Source organism: Dactylosporangium vinaceum, assembly GCF_019904175.1.
GTDB lineage: Bacteria > Actinomycetota > Actinomycetes > Mycobacteriales > Micromonosporaceae > Dactylosporangium > Dactylosporangium vinaceum.
On the sequence record NZ_CP061913.1, the window covers coordinates 7,713,509 to 7,731,746 of the forward strand.

The 18,238-nt window shown below is 72.4% G+C and carries 13 protein-coding genes; 9 read left to right on the forward strand and 4 right to left on the reverse strand.

Features of this window, described 5'->3' with window-relative positions; genetic code table 11:
• The first annotated feature begins 94 nt into the window (after nucleotides 1-94).
• The 8 genes from Dvina_RS34575 (at nucleotide 95) to Dvina_RS34610 (ending at nucleotide 11,113) form a co-directional block, all read left to right on the forward strand.
• On the forward strand, nucleotides 95-1,216 hold the full coding sequence (locus Dvina_RS34575; protein ID WP_223093471.1) for a magnesium and cobalt transport protein CorA: 1,122 nt from the start codon (nucleotides 95-97) through the stop codon (nucleotides 1,214-1,216).
• Between the two features lie 7 nt (nucleotides 1,217-1,223).
• A complete protein-coding gene (locus tag Dvina_RS34580) occupies nucleotides 1,224-3,206 on the forward strand; it encodes an APC family permease (RefSeq protein WP_223093472.1) in 1,983 nt (660 codons plus the stop codon).
• A 4-nt stretch (nucleotides 3,207-3,210) separates the two neighbouring features.
• Nucleotides 3,211-4,377: a barstar family protein gene (locus Dvina_RS34585; RefSeq protein ID WP_223093473.1), complete on the forward strand. Its 1,167-nt coding sequence runs from the start codon at nucleotides 3,211-3,213 to the stop codon at nucleotides 4,375-4,377.
• A 19-nt stretch (nucleotides 4,378-4,396) separates the two neighbouring features.
• Complete coding sequence (locus tag Dvina_RS34590; RefSeq protein WP_223093474.1) at nucleotides 4,397-4,960, forward strand: hypothetical protein; 564 nt, start codon at nucleotides 4,397-4,399, stop codon at nucleotides 4,958-4,960.
• Between the two features lie 21 nt (nucleotides 4,961-4,981).
• A complete protein-coding gene (locus tag Dvina_RS34595; RefSeq protein WP_223093475.1) occupies nucleotides 4,982-5,698 on the forward strand; it encodes a hypothetical protein in 717 nt (238 codons plus the stop codon).
• A gap of 224 nt (nucleotides 5,699-5,922) precedes the next feature.
• Entirely contained in the window at nucleotides 5,923-7,980 is a 2,058-nt protein-coding gene (locus Dvina_RS34600) for a DNA gyrase/topoisomerase IV subunit B (protein ID WP_223093476.1), read from the forward strand.
• Between the two features lie 23 nt (nucleotides 7,981-8,003).
• Nucleotides 8,004-10,493, forward strand: coding sequence for a DNA gyrase/topoisomerase IV subunit A (locus tag Dvina_RS34605; RefSeq protein ID WP_223093477.1), 2,490 nt, complete (start codon nucleotides 8,004-8,006; stop codon nucleotides 10,491-10,493).
• A 215-nt stretch (nucleotides 10,494-10,708) separates the two neighbouring features.
• Entirely contained in the window at nucleotides 10,709-11,113 is a 405-nt protein-coding gene (locus Dvina_RS34610; protein ID WP_223093478.1) for a VOC family protein, read from the forward strand.
• Between the two features lie 288 nt (nucleotides 11,114-11,401).
• Here the strand turns inward: Dvina_RS34610 and Dvina_RS34615 are convergent, their stop codons facing one another.
• The gene (locus tag Dvina_RS34615) at nucleotides 11,402-12,964 is read right to left on the reverse strand and encodes a serine hydrolase family protein (RefSeq protein WP_223093479.1); all 1,563 of its coding nucleotides are present in this window, start codon (nucleotides 12,962-12,964) and stop codon (nucleotides 11,402-11,404) included.
• 204 nt (nucleotides 12,965-13,168) lie between these two features.
• Nucleotides 13,169-14,173 (reverse strand): hypothetical protein, encoded by a 1,005-nt coding sequence (locus Dvina_RS34620; RefSeq protein ID WP_223093480.1) that lies wholly within the window; start codon nucleotides 14,171-14,173, stop codon nucleotides 13,169-13,171.
• Nucleotides 14,174-14,281: 108 nt separating this feature from the next.
• On the opposite strand from Dvina_RS34620, the gene Dvina_RS34625 reads away from it, so the two are divergent.
• Nucleotides 14,282-15,262 carry a hypothetical protein gene (locus tag Dvina_RS34625; protein ID WP_223093481.1) on the forward strand — a complete coding sequence of 327 codons (981 nt, stop codon included), beginning with the start codon at nucleotides 14,282-14,284 and terminating at the stop codon, nucleotides 15,260-15,262.
• Between the two features lie 13 nt (nucleotides 15,263-15,275).
• Here the strand turns inward: Dvina_RS34625 and Dvina_RS34630 are convergent, their stop codons facing one another.
• The gene (locus tag Dvina_RS34630; protein WP_223093482.1) at nucleotides 15,276-15,953 is read right to left on the reverse strand and encodes an SDR family NAD(P)-dependent oxidoreductase; all 678 of its coding nucleotides are present in this window, start codon (nucleotides 15,951-15,953) and stop codon (nucleotides 15,276-15,278) included.
• A gap of 124 nt (nucleotides 15,954-16,077) precedes the next feature.
• Nucleotides 16,078-18,057, reverse strand: a complete 1,980-nt coding sequence (locus tag Dvina_RS34635) for an ABC transporter ATP-binding protein (protein WP_223093483.1) — start codon at nucleotides 18,055-18,057, stop codon at nucleotides 16,078-16,080.
• Nucleotides 18,058-18,238: the final 181 nt, after the last annotated feature.

Below are 18,238 nucleotides of genomic sequence, written 5' to 3' on the forward strand. Positions count from 1 at the left end.
CACGGGTCCGACACGCGACCCGCATGGAACCGATATGCGAGGGAAACGGCCCGACGCAAGACCGACGAGCATTGCGACGGTACCGTGACGGCTCATGAACGACACCCAGGTCAGCGCCGGACGCCGGGTCGGGCGCCGGGTCGGGCGGCTGCTCGGCCGCGTGATCTCGGGCCTGCAGCCCGCCGAGCCGCTCCCGCAGCTGCTGCCCCGCCCGGAGGACGACGCGGCGATCATGGACTGCGCGCTGTACGTGCGCGGCAGCCGCGCGCCGGGCCGGCCCGGGTTCAGCGACGCCTACGCCACCGCGCGGCGGCGGCGCAACGGCTTCGTGTGGCTGGGGCTGTTCGAGCCGAGCTGGGCCCAGTTCACCGCGATCGCCCAGGAGGTCGGGGCCGACGACCCGACGGTCGACACCACCCTCGACCGGGAGCGGCGCCCCGCCATCGAGCGGCGCGGGGACGTGACGGTCCTCACGCTGCGCACGGCCCGGTACGTCGAGCACGGCGAGCTCACCGAGACGTCCGAGGTCGTCGACACCGGCGCCGTCACCCTGCTCATCGGCGCCCACTTCGTCGTGTCGGTCCGCCACGGCGGGGCCGGCGCCCTGGCCGACGTCCGCGAGGGCCTCCAGCAGCGGCCGAGCCTGCTCGCGCAGGGCCCGTGGTCGGTCGGCTACGCGGTCGTCGAGCGGATGGTCGAGGTCTACCACGACGTCGCGACCCGGGTCGAGCGCGACGTGGAGAAGCTCGAGGAGGTCGCGTTCCTGCGCCACGGCGGCTGCGACGTGCAGCAGATCTACCAGCTCAAACGGGAGCTCGTCGAGTTCAAGCGGGCGGTGCTGCCGCTGCAGGCGCCGCTGCGGCTGATGGCCGAGACGACCTCGACGCTGCCGCCGGGCCTGCGCCAGCACTTCACGGACGTCCTGGCCCGCCTCGGCCAGGTCGTCGAGCGGGTCGCGACGTACAACGAGCTGCTCGACTCGATCCTGCAGGCCCGGCTGGCGCAGGTCGGGCTCGACCAGAACAATGACATGCGCAAGATAGCCGCCTGGGCGGCGATGGCCGCGGTCCCGACGGCGATCGCCGGGGTGTACGGCATGAACTTCGACCACATGCCGGGCACCTCGTCGCCGTGGGGGTTCGCCGTGGCCGTGCTCGTCATGTGCGCCGGGATGCTCGTGCTGTACCGGCTGTTCCGTAAGTCCAAGTGGCTGTGAAGGATCGATGACCACCACTCCCGAATACGTGTTGCCGGCCCGGGTCGACAGCGCTCAGCGCGAGCAACGCCCCGGCGGGCCGGTCCGGCGATGGCTCCTGGAGCACCGCGTCGCCCCGGTCGGCCCGGAGAGCGACGAGAGCCACGCCAAGCCCCAGGCGTGGTGGAAGGTGATGACGCTCACCGGCGTCGACTACTTCTCCACGCTGTCCTACCTGCCGGCGATCGCCGCACTGGCCGCCGGCGCGCTGTCCCCGCTGGCCACCCTGCTGATCGTGGGCCTCACGCTGCTGGGGATGCTGCCGATGTACCGCCGCGTCGCCCGCGAGAGCCCGGACGGCCAGGGCTCCGTGGCGATGCTCGAGCATCTCCTGCCGTTCTGGCGGGGCAAGATCTTCGTCCTGGTGCTGCTGGGCTTCGTCGCCACCTCGTGGATCATCACCATCACCCTGTCGGCCGCCGACGCGTCGGTGCACATGGTCGAGAACCCGGTGTTCCCGAGCTTCATGCACGGCCACGAGGTGATCATCACCTGCGTCCTGCTGCTGATCCTCGGCTTCGTGTTCCTGCTCGGCTTCAGCGAGGCGGTCGCCGTCGCGATCCCGCTCGTCGCCGTGTTCCTGCTGCTCAACGCCACGATCGTGGTCGTCGGCCTGGTCGACGTGTTCGGCACCGCCGGGGCGTTCACGAACTGGACGCACGCGCTCACCCAGGAGCACGGCGGCGGGTTCGGGCTGCTCCTGCCGGCGCTCATCGCGTTCCCGTCGCTGGTCCTGGGCCTGTCCGGGTTCGAGACCGGGGTCAGCATGATGCCCCTCGTCGCCGCGGCCGGCACGACCGCCGAGGAGCGCCGGGCGTCGCGGCTGGCGAACACGAAGAAGCTGCTCACGGTGGCCGCCGGGATCATGTCGGTGTACCTGATCGCGACCAGCTTCATCACCACCGTGCTCATCCCGCACAAGGAGTTCGAGGAGGGCGGCGCCGCGTCCGGGCGGGCCCTGGCCTACCTCGCGCACGAGAAGCTCGGCGCGGCGTTCGGCACCGTCTACGACATCAGCAGCGTGCTCATCCTGTGGTTCGCGGGCGCGTCGGCGATGGCCGGACTGATCAACATCATCCCCCGCTACCTGCCCGGCTACGGCATGGCGCCGGAGTGGGGGCGGGCGGTGCGGCCGATCGTGCTCGTGTACACCGCGATCAGCATCGGCATCACGATCGCGTTCGGCGCCGACGTCAACGCGCAGGCCGGGGCCTACGCCACCGGCATCCTGGCGATGATGGTCTCCGGGGCCGTCGCGGTCACGATCTCGGCCTTCCGGGCGGGCCAGAAGGCGGCCGGTTCGGCGTTCACGGTCCTGACCCTGATCCTGCTGTACGCCCTGGGCGCGAACGTCGTCGAGAAGCCCGACGGCATCCTCATCTCGGCGATCTTCATCGGCGGGATCGTCCTCGTCTCGCTCGTCTCCCGCATCAGCCGCACCACGGAGCTGCGCACCGACGCGATCGAGTTCGACGACGAGGCCCGCCGGTTCGTCACCGAGTCGATCGCCTACGACGGCGAGCTCAACATCGTCGCCAACCGCCGCGAGGCCGGCGACCGGGCCGAGTACGAGGGCAAGGAGGCCGAGCAGCGCGGCCTCAACCCGGTGCCGGGCCGGGCCGACATCATCTTCCTGGAGGTCTCGGTCGTCGACCCGTCGCAGTTCTCCGGGACCCTGCGGGTCGACGGCGTCGACGTCGACGGCTACCGGGTGCTGCGCACCGAGAGCCCCGCGGCCCCGAACGCGATCGCGGCGATCCTGCTCGCCCTGCGCGACGCGACAGGGGTCCGCCCGCACGCCTACTTCGAATGGGCCGAGGGCAGCCCGCTCACGCACCTGTTCCGGTACCTCATCCTGGGCCGCGGCGACACCGCCCCCGTCGTCCGGGAGATCATCCGCTCGGCGGAGCCGGACCCGGCGAAGCGCCCGGGCATCCACGTCGGAGGCTGAGGCGATGCGCTGGCGCCTGGTGGACGCCGAGGAGGCCCTGGTCGCGGACTGCACGGCCGTCGACGGGCTGTTCACCGGGCCGGCGCCGGCACCGGCCGTGGAGCGCTACACCCTCCTGGGCGTGGTCCCGGCCGGCCCCCTCGTCGCGGCCGCACCCGGCACGTGGCTCGGCAACATGTACGTCGAGGACGCCACCGACAACCCGATGAGCGCCCCGCTGCTGGTCGACCTCACAGTCCTCGGGGTGCTGCCCTCCACGCTCGCCCCGGGGCTGCTCGACATCGACCTGGAGGGCCGGCTGCACCCGGCCGACCGGGCCATCGCCGAGCGCCGCCCCGGCCCCGGCGGGTTCCGGCTCACCGGCGTCCGCCCCGGCGAGGCCCGGCAGTCAGGCGACACAGGCCTCGTCGGCGCAGACGTGGTCGGCCTGCTGCGGCTCGGCCGCTGCATCGACGTCGGCGGCGTTTTCCGGGAGCGGCCCGCCCCACCGCCGGCCGACGTGGTCCTGCGCGGCTGCCGGCCCGGTCCGGTCCTGGCCGCGGCGGTCAGGGCCCAGGCCGAGGGCCGCTTCCGCGAAACCGCGATCATCGCCGAGCTGTACTCGTCCGGGCCCCGCGGCCTCGCACCCACCCGGGTCCAGCTCGACGGCCGGGTCGCCCGGGCCCGGCCGGCCGGCGGGGCCGCGTTCGACGTCACGCTTGTCGACGCCCTCGAGGAGCCGCTGCCGGCGGGCGCGGAGGCGATCTGGGCGCTGTGGCAGGACGGCGGGCCGCGGGCCGCGAACCTGTGGGCCGGCCACGGCCGGGACCTGCGCGACGCGTGGTGCGCGGCCGCGATGAGCCACCACCGCCACCGCGGGCCCGACCGCAGCGGCGGGGCGATCGAGCTCGACGGGCGGCACGTCACCGACGTGGAGGGCTTCTGCTGCGCGATCGGCGAGGCGGTCAACGGCCCCGGCGGCTACTTCGGCGCCGACCTCGACGGGCTGCGCGACTGCCTGGCCGGCGGGTTCGGGGCCCGGCCCCCGTTCCGGCTCGTCTGGCGCGACGCCGCGGTCGCCCGGGAGCGGCTCGCCGGCGGCTACGACAGGCGGCGCTGGGACGCGGGCGTCACCTTCGATACGCTCACAGCGCTGCTCGAGGAGCACGGGGTCATCCTGGAGCTACGCTGAGGAAGGTACGGGGACGTCCATGCCTGTCGACAAACAGGTCCGGCTGGTCCGCTTGACGGTCATCCTGGCCGCGGTCCTGCTCATGACCGCCGGTGCGCTCGCGTTCGGCGCGCTGGCCCATCTGGACTCGCTGCAGCTGAAGTGGGCATCGCCGAACCAGATCGAGCGGGTCCGCATCGACATGACCAACAGCGCCTGGACCGAGGCGGTGTCCGGCGCCGTCGTCGGCCTGATCGCCGTCCTGCTGTTCCGGCCCTCGGCGAAGGTGCGCACCGCCGTGTGGGTCGTCGCGCCGTTCGTCGCGCTCATGACGCTGTGCTTCCTGGTCGGCGGGCCGGAGTGGGCGGTCGCGCCCACCGGTGAGGAGCCGCCCGAGGTCCGGGCCGAGTACGAGCAGATCGTCCCCGCCTGGTACGCGTGGCCGCACGGCATCACCGCGCTGCTCGCCGCCGCCCTGCTGGTCTTCGCGGCGGCCTTCCTGGCCCGCTCCGACCTGCGGGAGTACTTCATGGACGCGGGCTACGACCCGAACCGGCCGTACACGTCGTGGGTCGACCGCACCGGCGGCGGTGGCGGTGCTTGACCCCGGGGCTACTGTGTCGGCGTGAGCGAGCAGCCGCCTGCATCGGGCCCCCGGCCTCCCGCTTGGAACCGCCCGCACCCACCCCCGAACGTCCCCATCTCGGGTGAGCTGCTGCCGCCACCCGGCGGCTACCGTGTGCCGCCACCGCCGCAGCATCCGGCGACACCCGTCACGTCACGCATTCCGGACAACCTGCCGTTCGTGGCCCGGCCCAGCGCGATCAAGCGGCTGATCGTCACGGTGCCGATCGCCGTCGTGGCGCTGCTGCTCGTCGGGTGCCCGCTCGGGCTCGTGCTCACCGAGGACGGGCCCAACCACACCAGCGGCGACATCGTCGCGCTCGTGGCCCTCCTCGGCTTCCTCGGTGCCGCTGTCGCCTTCGGGCTCGGGCTCGGCGTGTTCCTCGTCGCCTCGGGCGGGCCGGTCCTCGCGCTGGCCCCGACCGGCATGTGGATCAAGACTCGGCCGACCCGCGGCCAGGCGATCTGGCTGCCGTGGGAGGGCATCGCGGAGATCCGGCGGCGGCGCTGGGCCCTGGACAAGATGCTGGTGGTCAAGCCGCGGGACCCGCGGGTCGAGGGCAGCCTCGGCGCGTTCACCGCGATCGACTCGTCAGTGTTCAAGCTGTTCTACGGGTCCGGGTTCACCGCCACCCTGAACTTCGCCGACCGCTCCGAGGACGAGATCCTGGCCGCCGTCCGCCAGTTCAGCAACGGCCGCACCCAAATCAACATCTGACACTTTCGACGCGCGCGGCTGCCCTGGTCCGCTCCCCGGCCGCAGTATCATCCGAGGTCGCGGCCGGTTGACGGCCTGGCTGGAGCCGCCGCGTTTCGGTCGGCGCAGTTCCGGATAACCGGGGCGTCAGGGGCCACATGTCACCAGGGTGCCGAAAAAGTGTCAGACCCTAGGTCTACGCTCGCGGGCAGCACAGGGGACCAGGACCATTGGAGAGAGCCGAGTTGACCGCACAACCCGAGGCCTTGTACGGGGCAGACGACCTTACGCTCCTCGAAGGGCTCGACGCCGTCCGCAAGCGACCGGGCATGTACATCGGCTCGACCGACAGCCGCGGCGTCGCCCACCTGTTCAACGAGATCGTGGACAACTGCACCGACGAGGGCATCGCCGGCTACGCGACGCGCGTCGAGGTGACCCTCCACGCCGACGGCTCGGTGCAGGTCGACGACGACGGGCGCGGCATTCCCGTCGACGTCCACGCCAAGTCCGGGATGTCCGGCGTCGAGCTCGTCCTGACCCGCCTGCACGCCGGCGGGAAGTTCGGGGGGTCCGGCTACAAGACCTCCGGCGGCCTGCACGGCGTCGGCGCCTCGGCCGTCAATGCGCTGTCCACGCGCTACGACGTGACGGTGCGCCGCGACGGCAAGGTCCACCACATGTCGTTCCAGCACGGCGTGCCGGGCGAGTTCGACGGGCCCAACGCCAGCTCGAAGTTCCGCCGCGGCGGCGGGCTCGTCGTGCAGGGCCGGATGAAGCGCGGCTCCGCCACCGGCACCTCGACCCGCTACTGGCACGACGCCCGCTACTTCGAGTCCGGGGCGAAGCTCGACCCGGACGCCGTCCGGGCGAAGCTGCGCAACACGGCGTTCCTCGTGCCCGGGGTGACGTACGTCCTGCGCGACGCGACCCAGGGCTCGATCGAGACCGAGACGTTCCACTACCCCAACGGCCTGGCCGACATGGTGGAGTTCCTGGCGCCCAGCGGCGACAAGCCGGTCTGCGGCACGCTGCTGATCAACGGCGAGGGCACCTACAAGGAGAACGCCGCCGACGAGAACGGCGTGATGAAGGCCAACGTCGAGCGCCGGGCCGAGGTCGAGATCGCGCTGCGCTGGGGCACCGGCTACGAGCGGGTCGTCGAGTCGTTCACCAACACCATCCGCAACGTGCACGGCGGCACCCACCGGCGCGGCTTCGAGCGCGGCGCCGTGCGGGCCCTGACCGACGCCATCCGCAACACCCGCGGGCTGCTGCGGCCCAAGGAGGACCTGCCGACCCTCGACGACGTGCTCGAGGGCATGACGGCGGTCATCCACGTGCGCATCCCCGAGCCGCAGTTCACCTCCCAGACCAAGGACGAGCTGTCCACGGCCCCCGTCACCCGGGTCGTCCAGCAGGTCGTCGAGCAGCACCTCAAGGCGTGGATCGAGGCGCGCAAGACGAAGGTCGAGGCGCGCACCGTCCTGCAGAAGATCGTCGACGCGGCCCGGGTGCGGCTCACCCAGAAGCAGCAGAAGGACGCCGCCCGGCGCAAGACCGCCCTCGAAGGCGCGTCGATGCCGGCCAAGCTCGTCGACTGCCGCTCCACCGGGGTCCAGCGCAGCGAGCTGTTCATCGTCGAGGGCGACAGCGCCCTGGGCACCGCCCGGATGGCCCGCTCGTCGGAGTACCAGGCGCTGCTGCCGATCCGCGGCAAGATCCTCAACGTGCAGAAGGCCAACATCCAGCAGGTCCTGGACAACGCCGAGTGCTCGGCGATCGTCCAGGTGCTCGGGGCCGGGTCGGGGCGCACGTTCGCGCTCGACCAGATGCGCTACGGCCGAATCCTGATCATGGCCGACGCCGACGTCGACGGCTCACACATCCGCACGCTGCTCATCACGCTGTTCGCGAAGTACATGCGCCCGGCCATCGCCGACGGGCGGCTCTACGCGGCCGTCCCGCCGCTGCACAAGATCGTCACCAAGGGCCGCAACCCGGAGACGATCTACACGTACACGCAGCAGGAGATGACGAGTACCGTCGCCAAGCTCGAAAAGGGCGGCAAGCAGGTCGTGACGCCGATCCCCCGGTTCAAGGGCCTGGGTGAGATGGACGCCGACGAGCTGTGGGACACCACGATGAACCCCGCGACCCGGGCCGTGCGCCGCATCACCCTCGACGACGTGGACCGGGCCGAGGAGGTCCTCGAGCTGCTCATGGGTGAGCGGGTGGAGCCCCGCCGCAACTGGCTCATCGACTCCGCCGCGCGGGTCGACCAAGAGACGATCGACGCCTGAGACCGGAAGGCCGACAGTTCACGATGGCACCACGCAAGAGCAAGACTGCGGTCAAGGCCGACCTGTCCGCGTTCGACCAGGCCGGCGCGCGGGTGCTCAACAACCCGCTGACCACCGAGGTGGAGGACTCCTACCTGGAGTACGCCTACTCGGTCATCCACTCCCGGGCGCTGCCCGACGCGCGGGACGGGCTCAAGCCCGTGCACCGGCGGATTCTCTTCTCGATGAACGAGCAGGGGCACCGCCCCGACCGCGGGCACGTCAAGTCGTCCCGGGTCGTCGGTGACGTCATGGGCAAGTACCACCCCCACGGCGACAGCGCGATCTACGACGCCATGGTCCGCATGGCCCAGGACTTCTCGCTCAACGTCCCGCTGATCGACGGCCACGGCAACTTCGGCTCCCCGGACGACGGGCCGGCCGCCTCGCGGTACACCGAGGCCCGGATGTCGCGCGAGGCGATGCTGCTGGTCGGCGAGCTCGACGAGGGCACCGTCGACTTCCGGCCCAACTACGACGGCTCCCTCGAAGAGCCCGCCGTGCTGCCCGCCGCGTTCCCCAACCTGCTGGTCAACGGCTCGTCGGGGATCGCCGTCGGCATGGCCACCAACATGATCCCGCACAACCTCGGCGAGATCGTCGCCGCGACCCGCTGGCTGATCAACCACCCCGCCGCCACGCTCGACAAGCTCATGGAGTTCGTCCCCGGCCCCGACCTGCCCACCGGCGGGCTGCTGCTCGGCCTCGACGAGGTCCGCCGCGCCTACGAGACCGGCCGCGGCGTCGTGCGCATGCGCGGCCGGGTCGAGATCGGCCTGCTGGAGGGCAGCCGCGGCCGGCAGGCGATCACCGTCACCGAGCTGCCCTACGGCATCGGCGCCGAGAAGGTCATCGAGAAGATCACCGACGAGGTCAACAAGACCAAGCGCCTGCAGGGCATCGCCGACGTCAAGGACCTCACCGACCGGGAGAACGGCACCCGCCTGGTCATCGAGTGCAAGGTCGGCGTCAACCCGCAGGCCCTCCTGGCCGACCTCTACCGGCTCACGCCGCTGGAGCAGTCCTTCGGCGTCAACAACCTCGTCCTCGTCGACGGCCAGCCGCAGACGCTCGGCCTCAAGGCGCTCCTCGAGGTGTTCCTGGCCCACCGCTACGAGGTCGTGACCCGGCGCACCGAGTTCCGCCGCAAGAAGCGCCAGGACCGCCTGCACCTCGTCGACGGCCTGCTCATCGCCCTGCTCGACATCGACCGGGTCATCGCCCTCATCCGCGACAGCGACAACGCGGCCGCGGCCAAGGCCGGGCTGATGAGCGAGTTCGGCCTCACCGACATCCAGGCCACCTACATCCTCGACACGCCGCTGCGCCGCCTGACCCGCTACGACCGCATCGAGCTCGAGGCCGAGCAGCAGCGCCTCAACGAGGAGATCGCCGCGCTGAGCCTGATCCTCGACGACGAGAAGGTCCTCAAGAAGGTCGTCTCCGACGAGCTCGCCGCCGTCGTCAAGGAGCACGCCGCCCCGCGCCGCACCACGCTCATCGACGGCGACCTCAAGGAGGTCCTGGCCGCGTCCGTCCCGGCGGGCCCGCTCGAGGTCACCGACGACCCGTGCCAGGTGCTGCTGTCGGCCACCGGGCTCGTCGCCCGCACCGCCGCCGAGTCCGAGGAGGCCCCCGAGGCCAAGACCAAGGCCGGCCGCGACAAGCACGACGCCGTCCGCGCCGTCGTGCACACCACCGCCCGCGGCCAGATCCTGCTGGTCACCAGCCGCGGCCGCGCGTTCAAGGTCGACGTCCTGCCCCTGCCGACCCTCCCGGAACGCCCCGGCACCGTCTCCATCAGCGGCGGCATGTCCACCGCCGAGCTCGTCCCCCTGGAGAAGGGCGAGACGGTCGTCGGCCTGGCCCCCCTCGCCGACAAGGACTCCGGCTCGCCCGGCCTCGCCCTGGGCACCCGCAACGGCCAGGTCAAGATCTGCGCCCCGGAGTGGCCCGTGCGCTCCGACGAGTTCGAGGTCATCGGCCTGCGCGAGGGCGACGAGGTCATCGGCGCCACCTGGCTCGCCGACGGCTCGGAGACCCTCGCGTTCGTCAGCTCCGACTCGTCGCTGCTGCGCTTCCCGGCGACCCTGGTCCGCCCGCAGGGCCTGAAGGGCGGCGGCATGGCCGGCATCAGCCTCGCCGCCGACGCCCACGCACTGTTCTTCGGCGCCGTGGTCACCAAGGACGCCGAGCACGGCGAGCCGATGGTCGTCACCGCCACCATGGGCAACGCCAAGATGACCCCGTTGCGCCTCTACCCGGCCAAGGGCCGCGCCACCGGCGGGGTGCGCACCCAGCGCTTCCTCAAGGGCGAGACGCACCTCGTCCTGGCCTGGGTCGGGCCGCGCCCGGTCGCCTCCAACGCCAAGGGCGACCCGCGCGACCTCCCGTCCCCCGACAACCGCCGCGACGGCTCGGGCGCCCAGCTGCGCGCCCCCGAGCTCATCGGCCACCTGGTGGAGCGCGGCTGACCTCAGCGGCCTCCCGGCGGCGCGCTCCCACCACGGGGGCGCGCCGCCGACCACGCCCTTCCGGCACCGCCGCCGCCCGACGGCGCGAGTCGCCCCGAAGGGCGCTTCCGCGGGCACGCCGCTGACCACGCCCTTGGCGCCGCCGCCCGACGGTGGATCCGCCCCGGAGGGCGCTTCCGCGGGCGCGCCACCACCGCGTCATCTAGCCTGCCGGAATGCGGATGCTGCACCTCGGGCTGCGGGTCACCGACCTGGAGCGCTCGCTCGCCTTCTACACCGCCGTCGGCTACACCGCGATCGGCACCGTGCCGCAGACGCCGTTCGGGACCCTGACCATGCTGCAGCTGCCTGGTGACCCGTTCTGCAGCCTCGAGCTGGTCCACGACCCGGCCCGCCCCGTCACCGACACCACCGCCGTCAACCACCTCGTCATCCAGGTCGACGACCTGGCCGCCACCGTCGCGGCGCTGGCCGCGAACGCCGTCACCGCCGAGCCGCCCACCGACCACGGCGAGGGCATGCACACGACCTGGCTCACCGACCCCGACGGCTACCGCATCGAGCTCGTCCAGTGGCCACCCGGCCACCCGGCGGGCATGACCACCGCCGACTTCGCCTGACCTGCGCGGCCGCCGCCCTGCCGGCCACGGTCCCGCCGGCCGCAGCCCTGCCCCGCCATGGTCCCGCCGCCCGCAGCCCTGCCCCGCCATGGTCCCGCCGCCCGCAGCCCTGCCGGCCGCAGTCCGCCAGCCGCAGTGCCGCCAGCCGTATGTCCGCCGGCCGCACCCACGCGGGCCGGGGCATGGGCAACAGCCGGGCGGTCGGGCGGCTGGGCGGCTGGGCGGCTGGGCCCGGCGCGGTCCGGGTTGCGGGTCGCCGGCGAGCCCGTCGTCGGGTCCGGGGCGAGGTCAGCTCCCGGCGGTGAGCTCCCGCGGCGGGGCGGTGAAGTCGCGCTGTGGGAGCGGGGCCAGGCCGTCGTGCTCGGCCGCGGTGACCGCGGCGAGGGCGGTGCCGGGCGCACCGCCGTCGAGCGGGGCCGCGCTGTCGTCCGCGCCGGGCACGCTCGCCAGCAGGCCCGCGGTGACCAGCTGCGGTCCCCCGACGACGGCCGAGAAGGCGCGGCGGGTGGTCGTCAGGCCGGCCTGGCCGAAGACCGGGCGGCCGACGTCGGCGCGCACCGAGCGGGACAGGGGCGGGGCGGCACCGCAGCCGTCGCCCACGGCCGAGCGGTCCCCGACCGGGCAGCGACCGGCATCGACGGCGGCCCGGGCCACGTCCGCGGACAGGACCGACGCGCACGCCGGGCCGGCGTCGGGGACCGGCCGGCCGGCGCCGTCGACGAGCTGGGCGACAGGCAGCGGGGCGCAGTGGATGCCGTCGGCGGCCAGGGTGGCGTACGCGTTGGCCAGGTCCAGCGCCGATGTCGCCGACACGCCGAGCGTGAACGCGCCCCACATCGCCGGCTGCTGGCTCAGCGCCTGGTCGACCTGGCCGTGGAGCACGATCCCGAGCCGTTTCGCCATGGCGACCGCCTTGTCCACGCCGACCTGCTCCTCCAGCGGCACGAAGTAGGTGACGACCCCGTGGCCGAACGCGTCCCACATCGTGCGGCGCCCCGACAGGAAGGCGGTCTCACCGGTGTTGGCCGGGCACCAGAAGTGCTGGCCGCTGCAGGCCGCCGGGCTCTGCGGGTCGATGACGAACCTGGACTGGTACACCTTCTTCGTGTCGATCGCGTGATCGAGCCGCACACCGCTCTCGAGCGCCGCGGCCAGCGTGAACATCATGAACGCCGGCCCGGCGGCGTCGCCCGGCGCGTTCGCGTCGCCGGCCACGAGGGCGTCGACGGCGTCGGGGCCGGCAGCGGCCGGCAGCGGCCGGCCGGACCCGTCCGCGGCCTGGCTCGGCGACGCGGCGGCCGGGCGGCGGAAGTTCCGGTTCACCGCCATGGTCCGGATCAGCCCGGTCCCCGGCTCGACGGCGGCGAGCGTGAACACCTGCGGCGCACCGACCGGCCGGACCTGGTCGACGCGCTGCTTGGCGGCCGCCTGCTGCTGCACGTCGAGCGACCCGACGATGCGGTACCCGCCGTGGCGCAGCCGGTCGAGCCGCTCCCCCTCGTCGCCGCCGAACGCCGCCTGGGTCTTCCACCAGGAGACGACGTAGTCGCAGAAGAAGCCCCAGTCGTTGACGGCCGTGCGCAGGCAGCTCTCCCGCGGGTCGGCGTCGTCGAAGCGGGCGATGAGCGTCGTGCCGTCGGCCGCGTACAGCTGCGATGCCCGCGGCCCCGGGGCCGCCGCCGGCTTCGACGAGCCCGACCCCCGCACGCTCCAGGCGACAACCCCCGCGACCACCCCGAGCACGACCACGACCACCGCCGCGACGACCACCCGCCGCCGCCCGAACCTCGCCCGCGGCGCCGACTCGATGATCGTGACCCCGCCCGACCCGCTACCCGTCTCGCCCGCCATCGTCGCCCGCCGCCCCCGCCGTCTCGACCGTGAACCCCGAGGATATCGACGTCCACAACCGCCCGGCGCCGGCACCCTCCGCGAACCGCCGCCCGCCCGGTCCGCCGGCCGCCACGAGGCCGGCCGACCGGCGCCGATGCCGGCTCAGCCGGGCCGCTCCACGCCGGACGGCCGCAGCCGCATCACGCCGGACGAGGTGTTCGCCTACCGAGCCCGCGGCCTCGTCCGCTGACCGCCGGGCACTCGGTCGGCCGGAGCCCGGCCCGCCCGCATCCGTGACCGGACCGCGGCGCCGTCGCGGCCGTGCGGCAGGTCGGGGGCTTCGAGGGTGAAGCCGACGCGCTCCGGCAGCGGGCCGCGGTACGTGACGGTGAATGTCGCCTCGTCGGTGCCGCTGCGCGACGGCAGCGGCGAGCCGGGCAGCGGGCGCACGAGGAGGCGGTCGGCCACGCCGGTGGCGGGCAGGAACGTGTACGTCACGTCGAGCTCGCCGACCGAGCCGCGCCGGCGCAGAAAGAACACGTCGTCGCGGCCGCCGGCCAGCAGATGGCGGTAGCAGCCCGGCCAGAACCAGGTGAACACGATGCCGAGCGTTTCACCGGGCGGCACCGGGTCGGCGAAGCACAGGTACACCACCAGCGCATCCGCCTCGTCGAACCACACCCGGGTCAGATCGAACGACGGGCCGATGGTGCGCCCGCCGTCCGGGTCCGTGGTGAACGAGTTGGCCGTCACCGTGATGCCACGCTTCTGCGCCGCCGTCAGGTTGCCGTGCGGGGTCTGCTCGAACGCTGCCCACACGACCCGGACCGGATCGGTGACCGACCGCAGCGTCCGCCACTGCCGCAGCGTCATGTCGCCGCCACGGTCGACGGTCGCCTCCTCGATCCAGCGCTCCCAGGTGTACGCCGAGGGCGTCTGCTGATCGCGCAGGGTCTGCGTCAGCCGCCGGATCACCGAGTCGGACCCGCGGCCACGCCGGCGTTCCTGCCACAGCAGGCCCGTCAGCAGTGCCGCCGCGGCGAGCACGAAGACCAGAGCCACGGCCAGCCCGATCGTCGTGGCCAGCGGAGTCTGCCGGGTCGCGCCGAACAGCGTCGCCAGCAGCGACAGGCCGGCCAGCGGCGCGGCGACGAGCCGGACGACGCCCAGCTCGAGCAGCAGGGCTGTGAGCGGGTGCAGCACCCGGCGTCGCACAGCCGCACGCATTGTGACCTTCATGCATCAACGCTTCCACGGCCCGGGACGGCCCGACCGAAGGGTGAACGACGTTGCCGAATATTGACCCTTTTTGAATCCGCGTGGTCAACTGGGGTGGTGCCGCTCGACGTGCCGGACCGCAACGCCCTTCCGGATGGCCCGCAGCGCAACCTGGTCATCGAACTGCACCGCCTGTACCGCGACGCCGGCTATCCGGGGCTCAAGCGGCTCAGCGCCGAGATACGCGGCCGGGCCGACCTGCCGGATGTGGTGAGCCACGAGACGGTCAGCAACATGCTGCACGGGCAGGGACTGTCCCGCTGGATCAAACTCGAGTGCGTCGTGCGGGTCCTGGCCGGCTGGTCGGTGCACAGGCCGTCGGTGGACGATGAGGTCCGCCGCATCCAGAAGCTGTGGCACACCGCGGCCGACACCTCACCGATCGACGGGCACCCGGCCGCCCACGAGACGCCGGTCGGCCTGATCGTGGAGCACGAGATCGCCCGCGTGAGCTACGTCGGCCGCACGTACCACTGCACCATCCGGCGGCAGTTGTTCAACGGCCTGAACGAGCCCGTGACGCGGTTCCCGATCAGCATCCGGGTCGACCGATACCCGGACGACTCGGCCCGGTCGAACCGCCATCACGGCGAGCATCCGCTGAACTTCGACGACGTCGACCTCCACGCCTCCTGCGACGGCGAGCCGATGCGCTCCAAGATGTTCCTCGACACTCCTGTGCTGAAGGAGGTCTGGCTGCTCTTCGAGAACGCCGAGAACCGGTTTCCGCTGTACCCCAACCGGCGCGCCGAGATCTCGTACTCCTGGAACGTCTCCGACGAGCTGTGGGGCCACTGGTTCCAGCGCAGCATCCAGCTGCAGACCCGCCGGCTCACGCTGGAGGCGGAGTTCCCGACCGCCCTGCACCCCTCCGTCTGGGGCGTTCGCAGCTCGATGTGGCACGACGAGATCCCGCGCTCGCCGATCACGCAGCGGACGTCCGCCCCCGGCCGGGCCACGTTCACGTGGCAGACCGAGGAGCTCGGCCTGCGCGACCGGTACCGCCTGGAGTGGCGGTTCCGCAAGCAGCCCGGGTAGGCCGGCGCGGCCGTCACCAGGGCAGGTCGCCACCGTCGAGGGAGAGGTAGCGGGGTGAGGCCGGGTCCGGGCTGCGCAGGAGTCGGACGAGGCGGGTCGCCGCGTCGTGCGGGGAGGTGGTGGCGCCGGCGGCTCCCATGGCGGTGGTGAGGCTTCCCGGGTGTACCGCCCAGCAGCGCACGCGTCCCGAAAGCTCCTGGGCCAGGGCGATCGTAAGCATGTTCTGGGCCGCCTTGGCGATCCGGTACGCGTAGCTCGTGCCCCGCCCGGCGAACTCGCCCGCCGCCTGCGCCGACAGGGAGCCGAGCCGGGACGTGACGTTGACGATCAGCGGGGCGGGCGCGGCCAGCAGCCGGGGCAGCAGAGCCTGGGCCAGGCGCAGCGGCCCGGCCACGTTGACGTCCACCGCACCCAGGATCGTCTGCGGGTCGACGCCGGCCAGGGGACGGCCGGGCGCTCCGATGCCGGCGTTGTTGACCAGCACGTCCAGGGGGCGCTCGCCGACGGCGGCCAGCAGCTGCGCCCCGACCGGCTCCCGCACGTCCTGCACCACCGTCCGCACCCGATCGTGCGGCGGGGCGGCGGCGGGCTCCGTGCGCACGCAGGCCACGACGTCCCAGCCGCCCGCGGCCAGGCACTCGACGAGCGCCGCCCCGAACCCGCGCCCGGCCCCCGTCACCACCGCCAGCATGCGGACCAGGCTAGTGCGCACCGTGCCGCGCCGCGCGGCGGACCGGGCGGCGTCGCGGCCGGTGCCGGAGACGGACCGGCCCGGGCTCCACAGTGGAGTCCCGGGCCGGCTGTGCGGGCAGCGATCAGTCCACTTCGACCGCGGCCGCGGCGAACTGGGCCGAGTACAGGCGGGCGTAGGCGCCGTCGGCGGACAGGAGCGAGTCGTGGGTGCCCTGTTCGACGATGGTGCCGTGCTCCATGACCAGGATCAGGTCGGCGTCGCGGATGGTGGAGAGGCGGTGGGCGATGACGAAGCTCGTGCGGCCCGCGCGCAGCGTGGTCATCGCGCGCTGGATGAGGACCTCGGTGCGGGTGTCGACGGAGCTGGTGGCCTCGTCGAGGATGAGGATCGTCGGCTCGGCCAGGAACGCCCTCGCGATGGTGATGAGCTGCTTCTCCCCCGCCGAGACGCCGGCGCCCTCCTCGTCGATGACCGTCCCGTAGCCGTCGGGCAGGGTGCGCACGAACCGGTCGGCGTACGCGGCCTCCGCGGCGGCCGTGATGCTCTGCGGGGTCGGGTGGTCGGCGCCGTAGGCCAGGTTCTCCGCGATGGTGCCCTGGAACAGCCACGTGTCCTGCAGGACCATGCCGATCTGCTCGCGCAGCTCGTCGCGGGACATGGTGGCGATGTCCACGTCGTCAAGCAGGATCCGCCCGCCGGTGAGGTCGTAGAACCGCATGATCAGGTTGACAAGTGTGGTCTTGCCGGCGCCTGTCGGGCCGACGATGGCCACCGTCTGGCCCGGTTCGACCGTGAGCGAGAGGTCCTCGATCAGGGGCTCGTCGGGCTTGTACCGGAACGAGACGCGCTCGAACGTGACCTTGCCGCGGACCTGCTCGGGGCGGGCCGGCGCGGCCGGGTCGAGGCTCTGCTCGGGCGCGTCGAGCAGGGCGAAGACGCGTTCGGCCGAGGCGATCCCGGACTGGATCAGATTGGACATCGCGGCAACCTGCGTCAAAGGCTGTGAGAACTGGCGGCTGTACTGGATGAACGCCTGCACGTCGCCCAACGTCATCGTGCCCGAGGCGACCCGCAGGCCGCCGACGACCGCGACGAGCACATAGTTCACGTTGCCGATGAACATCATCGCCGGCTGGATCAGGCCGGAGATGAACTGGGCCCGGAACGCGGACGTGTAGAGGGCGTCGTTGTGCTCCGCGAACGTCGTCGCGGCCTCGTGCTGCCGGCCGAAGATCTTCACGACCGAGTGGCCGGTGAACATCTCCTCGATGTGGCCGTTGAGCCGGCCGGTGCTCGCCCACTGCTTCACGAACTCGGGCTGCGAGCGCTTGCCGATGCGCGCCGTGATGAACACCGACAGCGGGACCGTCACCAGGGCGATGACGGCGAGCAGCGGGGAGATCCAGAACATCATGCCGAGGACCGCGATGATCGTCAGCACGGACGTGAGCAGCATGCTCATCGACTGCTGCAGGGTCATCGCGATGTTGTCGGTGTCATTGGTGGCCCGGCTGAGGACCTCACCGCGGGGCTGCTGGTCGAAGTAGCTCAGCGGCAGCCGGGAGAGCTTGCGCTGCACCTGCTCGCGCAGCCGGTACACGGTGCGCTGGACGATGACGGTGGTGAGCCGGGCCTGCAGCAGGCCCAGGATCCAGGCGAACAGGTACACGACGGCGACGCCGAGCAGCACCTGCTGGAGCCGGTCGAAGTCGATGCCGCGGCCGGGGACGATGCTGCCCATGCCGGAGAGCAGGTCGGCGAAGCTGTCCTTGCCCTGGGCGCGCAGCTGCTCGATGGCCTGTTCCTTGGACACCCCGGGCGGGATGCGCTTGCTGATGATGCCCTCGAAGATGACGTCGGTGGCGTGGCCGAGCAGGCGCGGACCGAGCGTGGACAGCACGACGCTGGCCACGCCGAACACGAGCACCGCCACGACGATGAGCCGGTCGGGCGCGAGCATCTTGAGCAGGCGCTTCGCCGACCCCTTGAAGTCCTCGATCTTCGCGGGCGGCCCACCGGCGCCCATCATCATCCGGCCGGGCCCACCCATCGGCGGACCACCGGGACGGACACCACCCCCAGGACGACCCGGCGCGCTCATGCTGTCCCCCTAATCACCTGAAGCCGAAGTACCACGCAGCACGACCGCTTCCGCTTCGCTCCAGCGCTCATGCCGCCCTACCTTTCATAGCGAGCCCAGGTTTGATATTGATCTGGGTTGACGCGGGCGAGGCAGGTATGGCTTTCATGCTGGCTGCCGTCGATGGTTCAGGACGCATGGC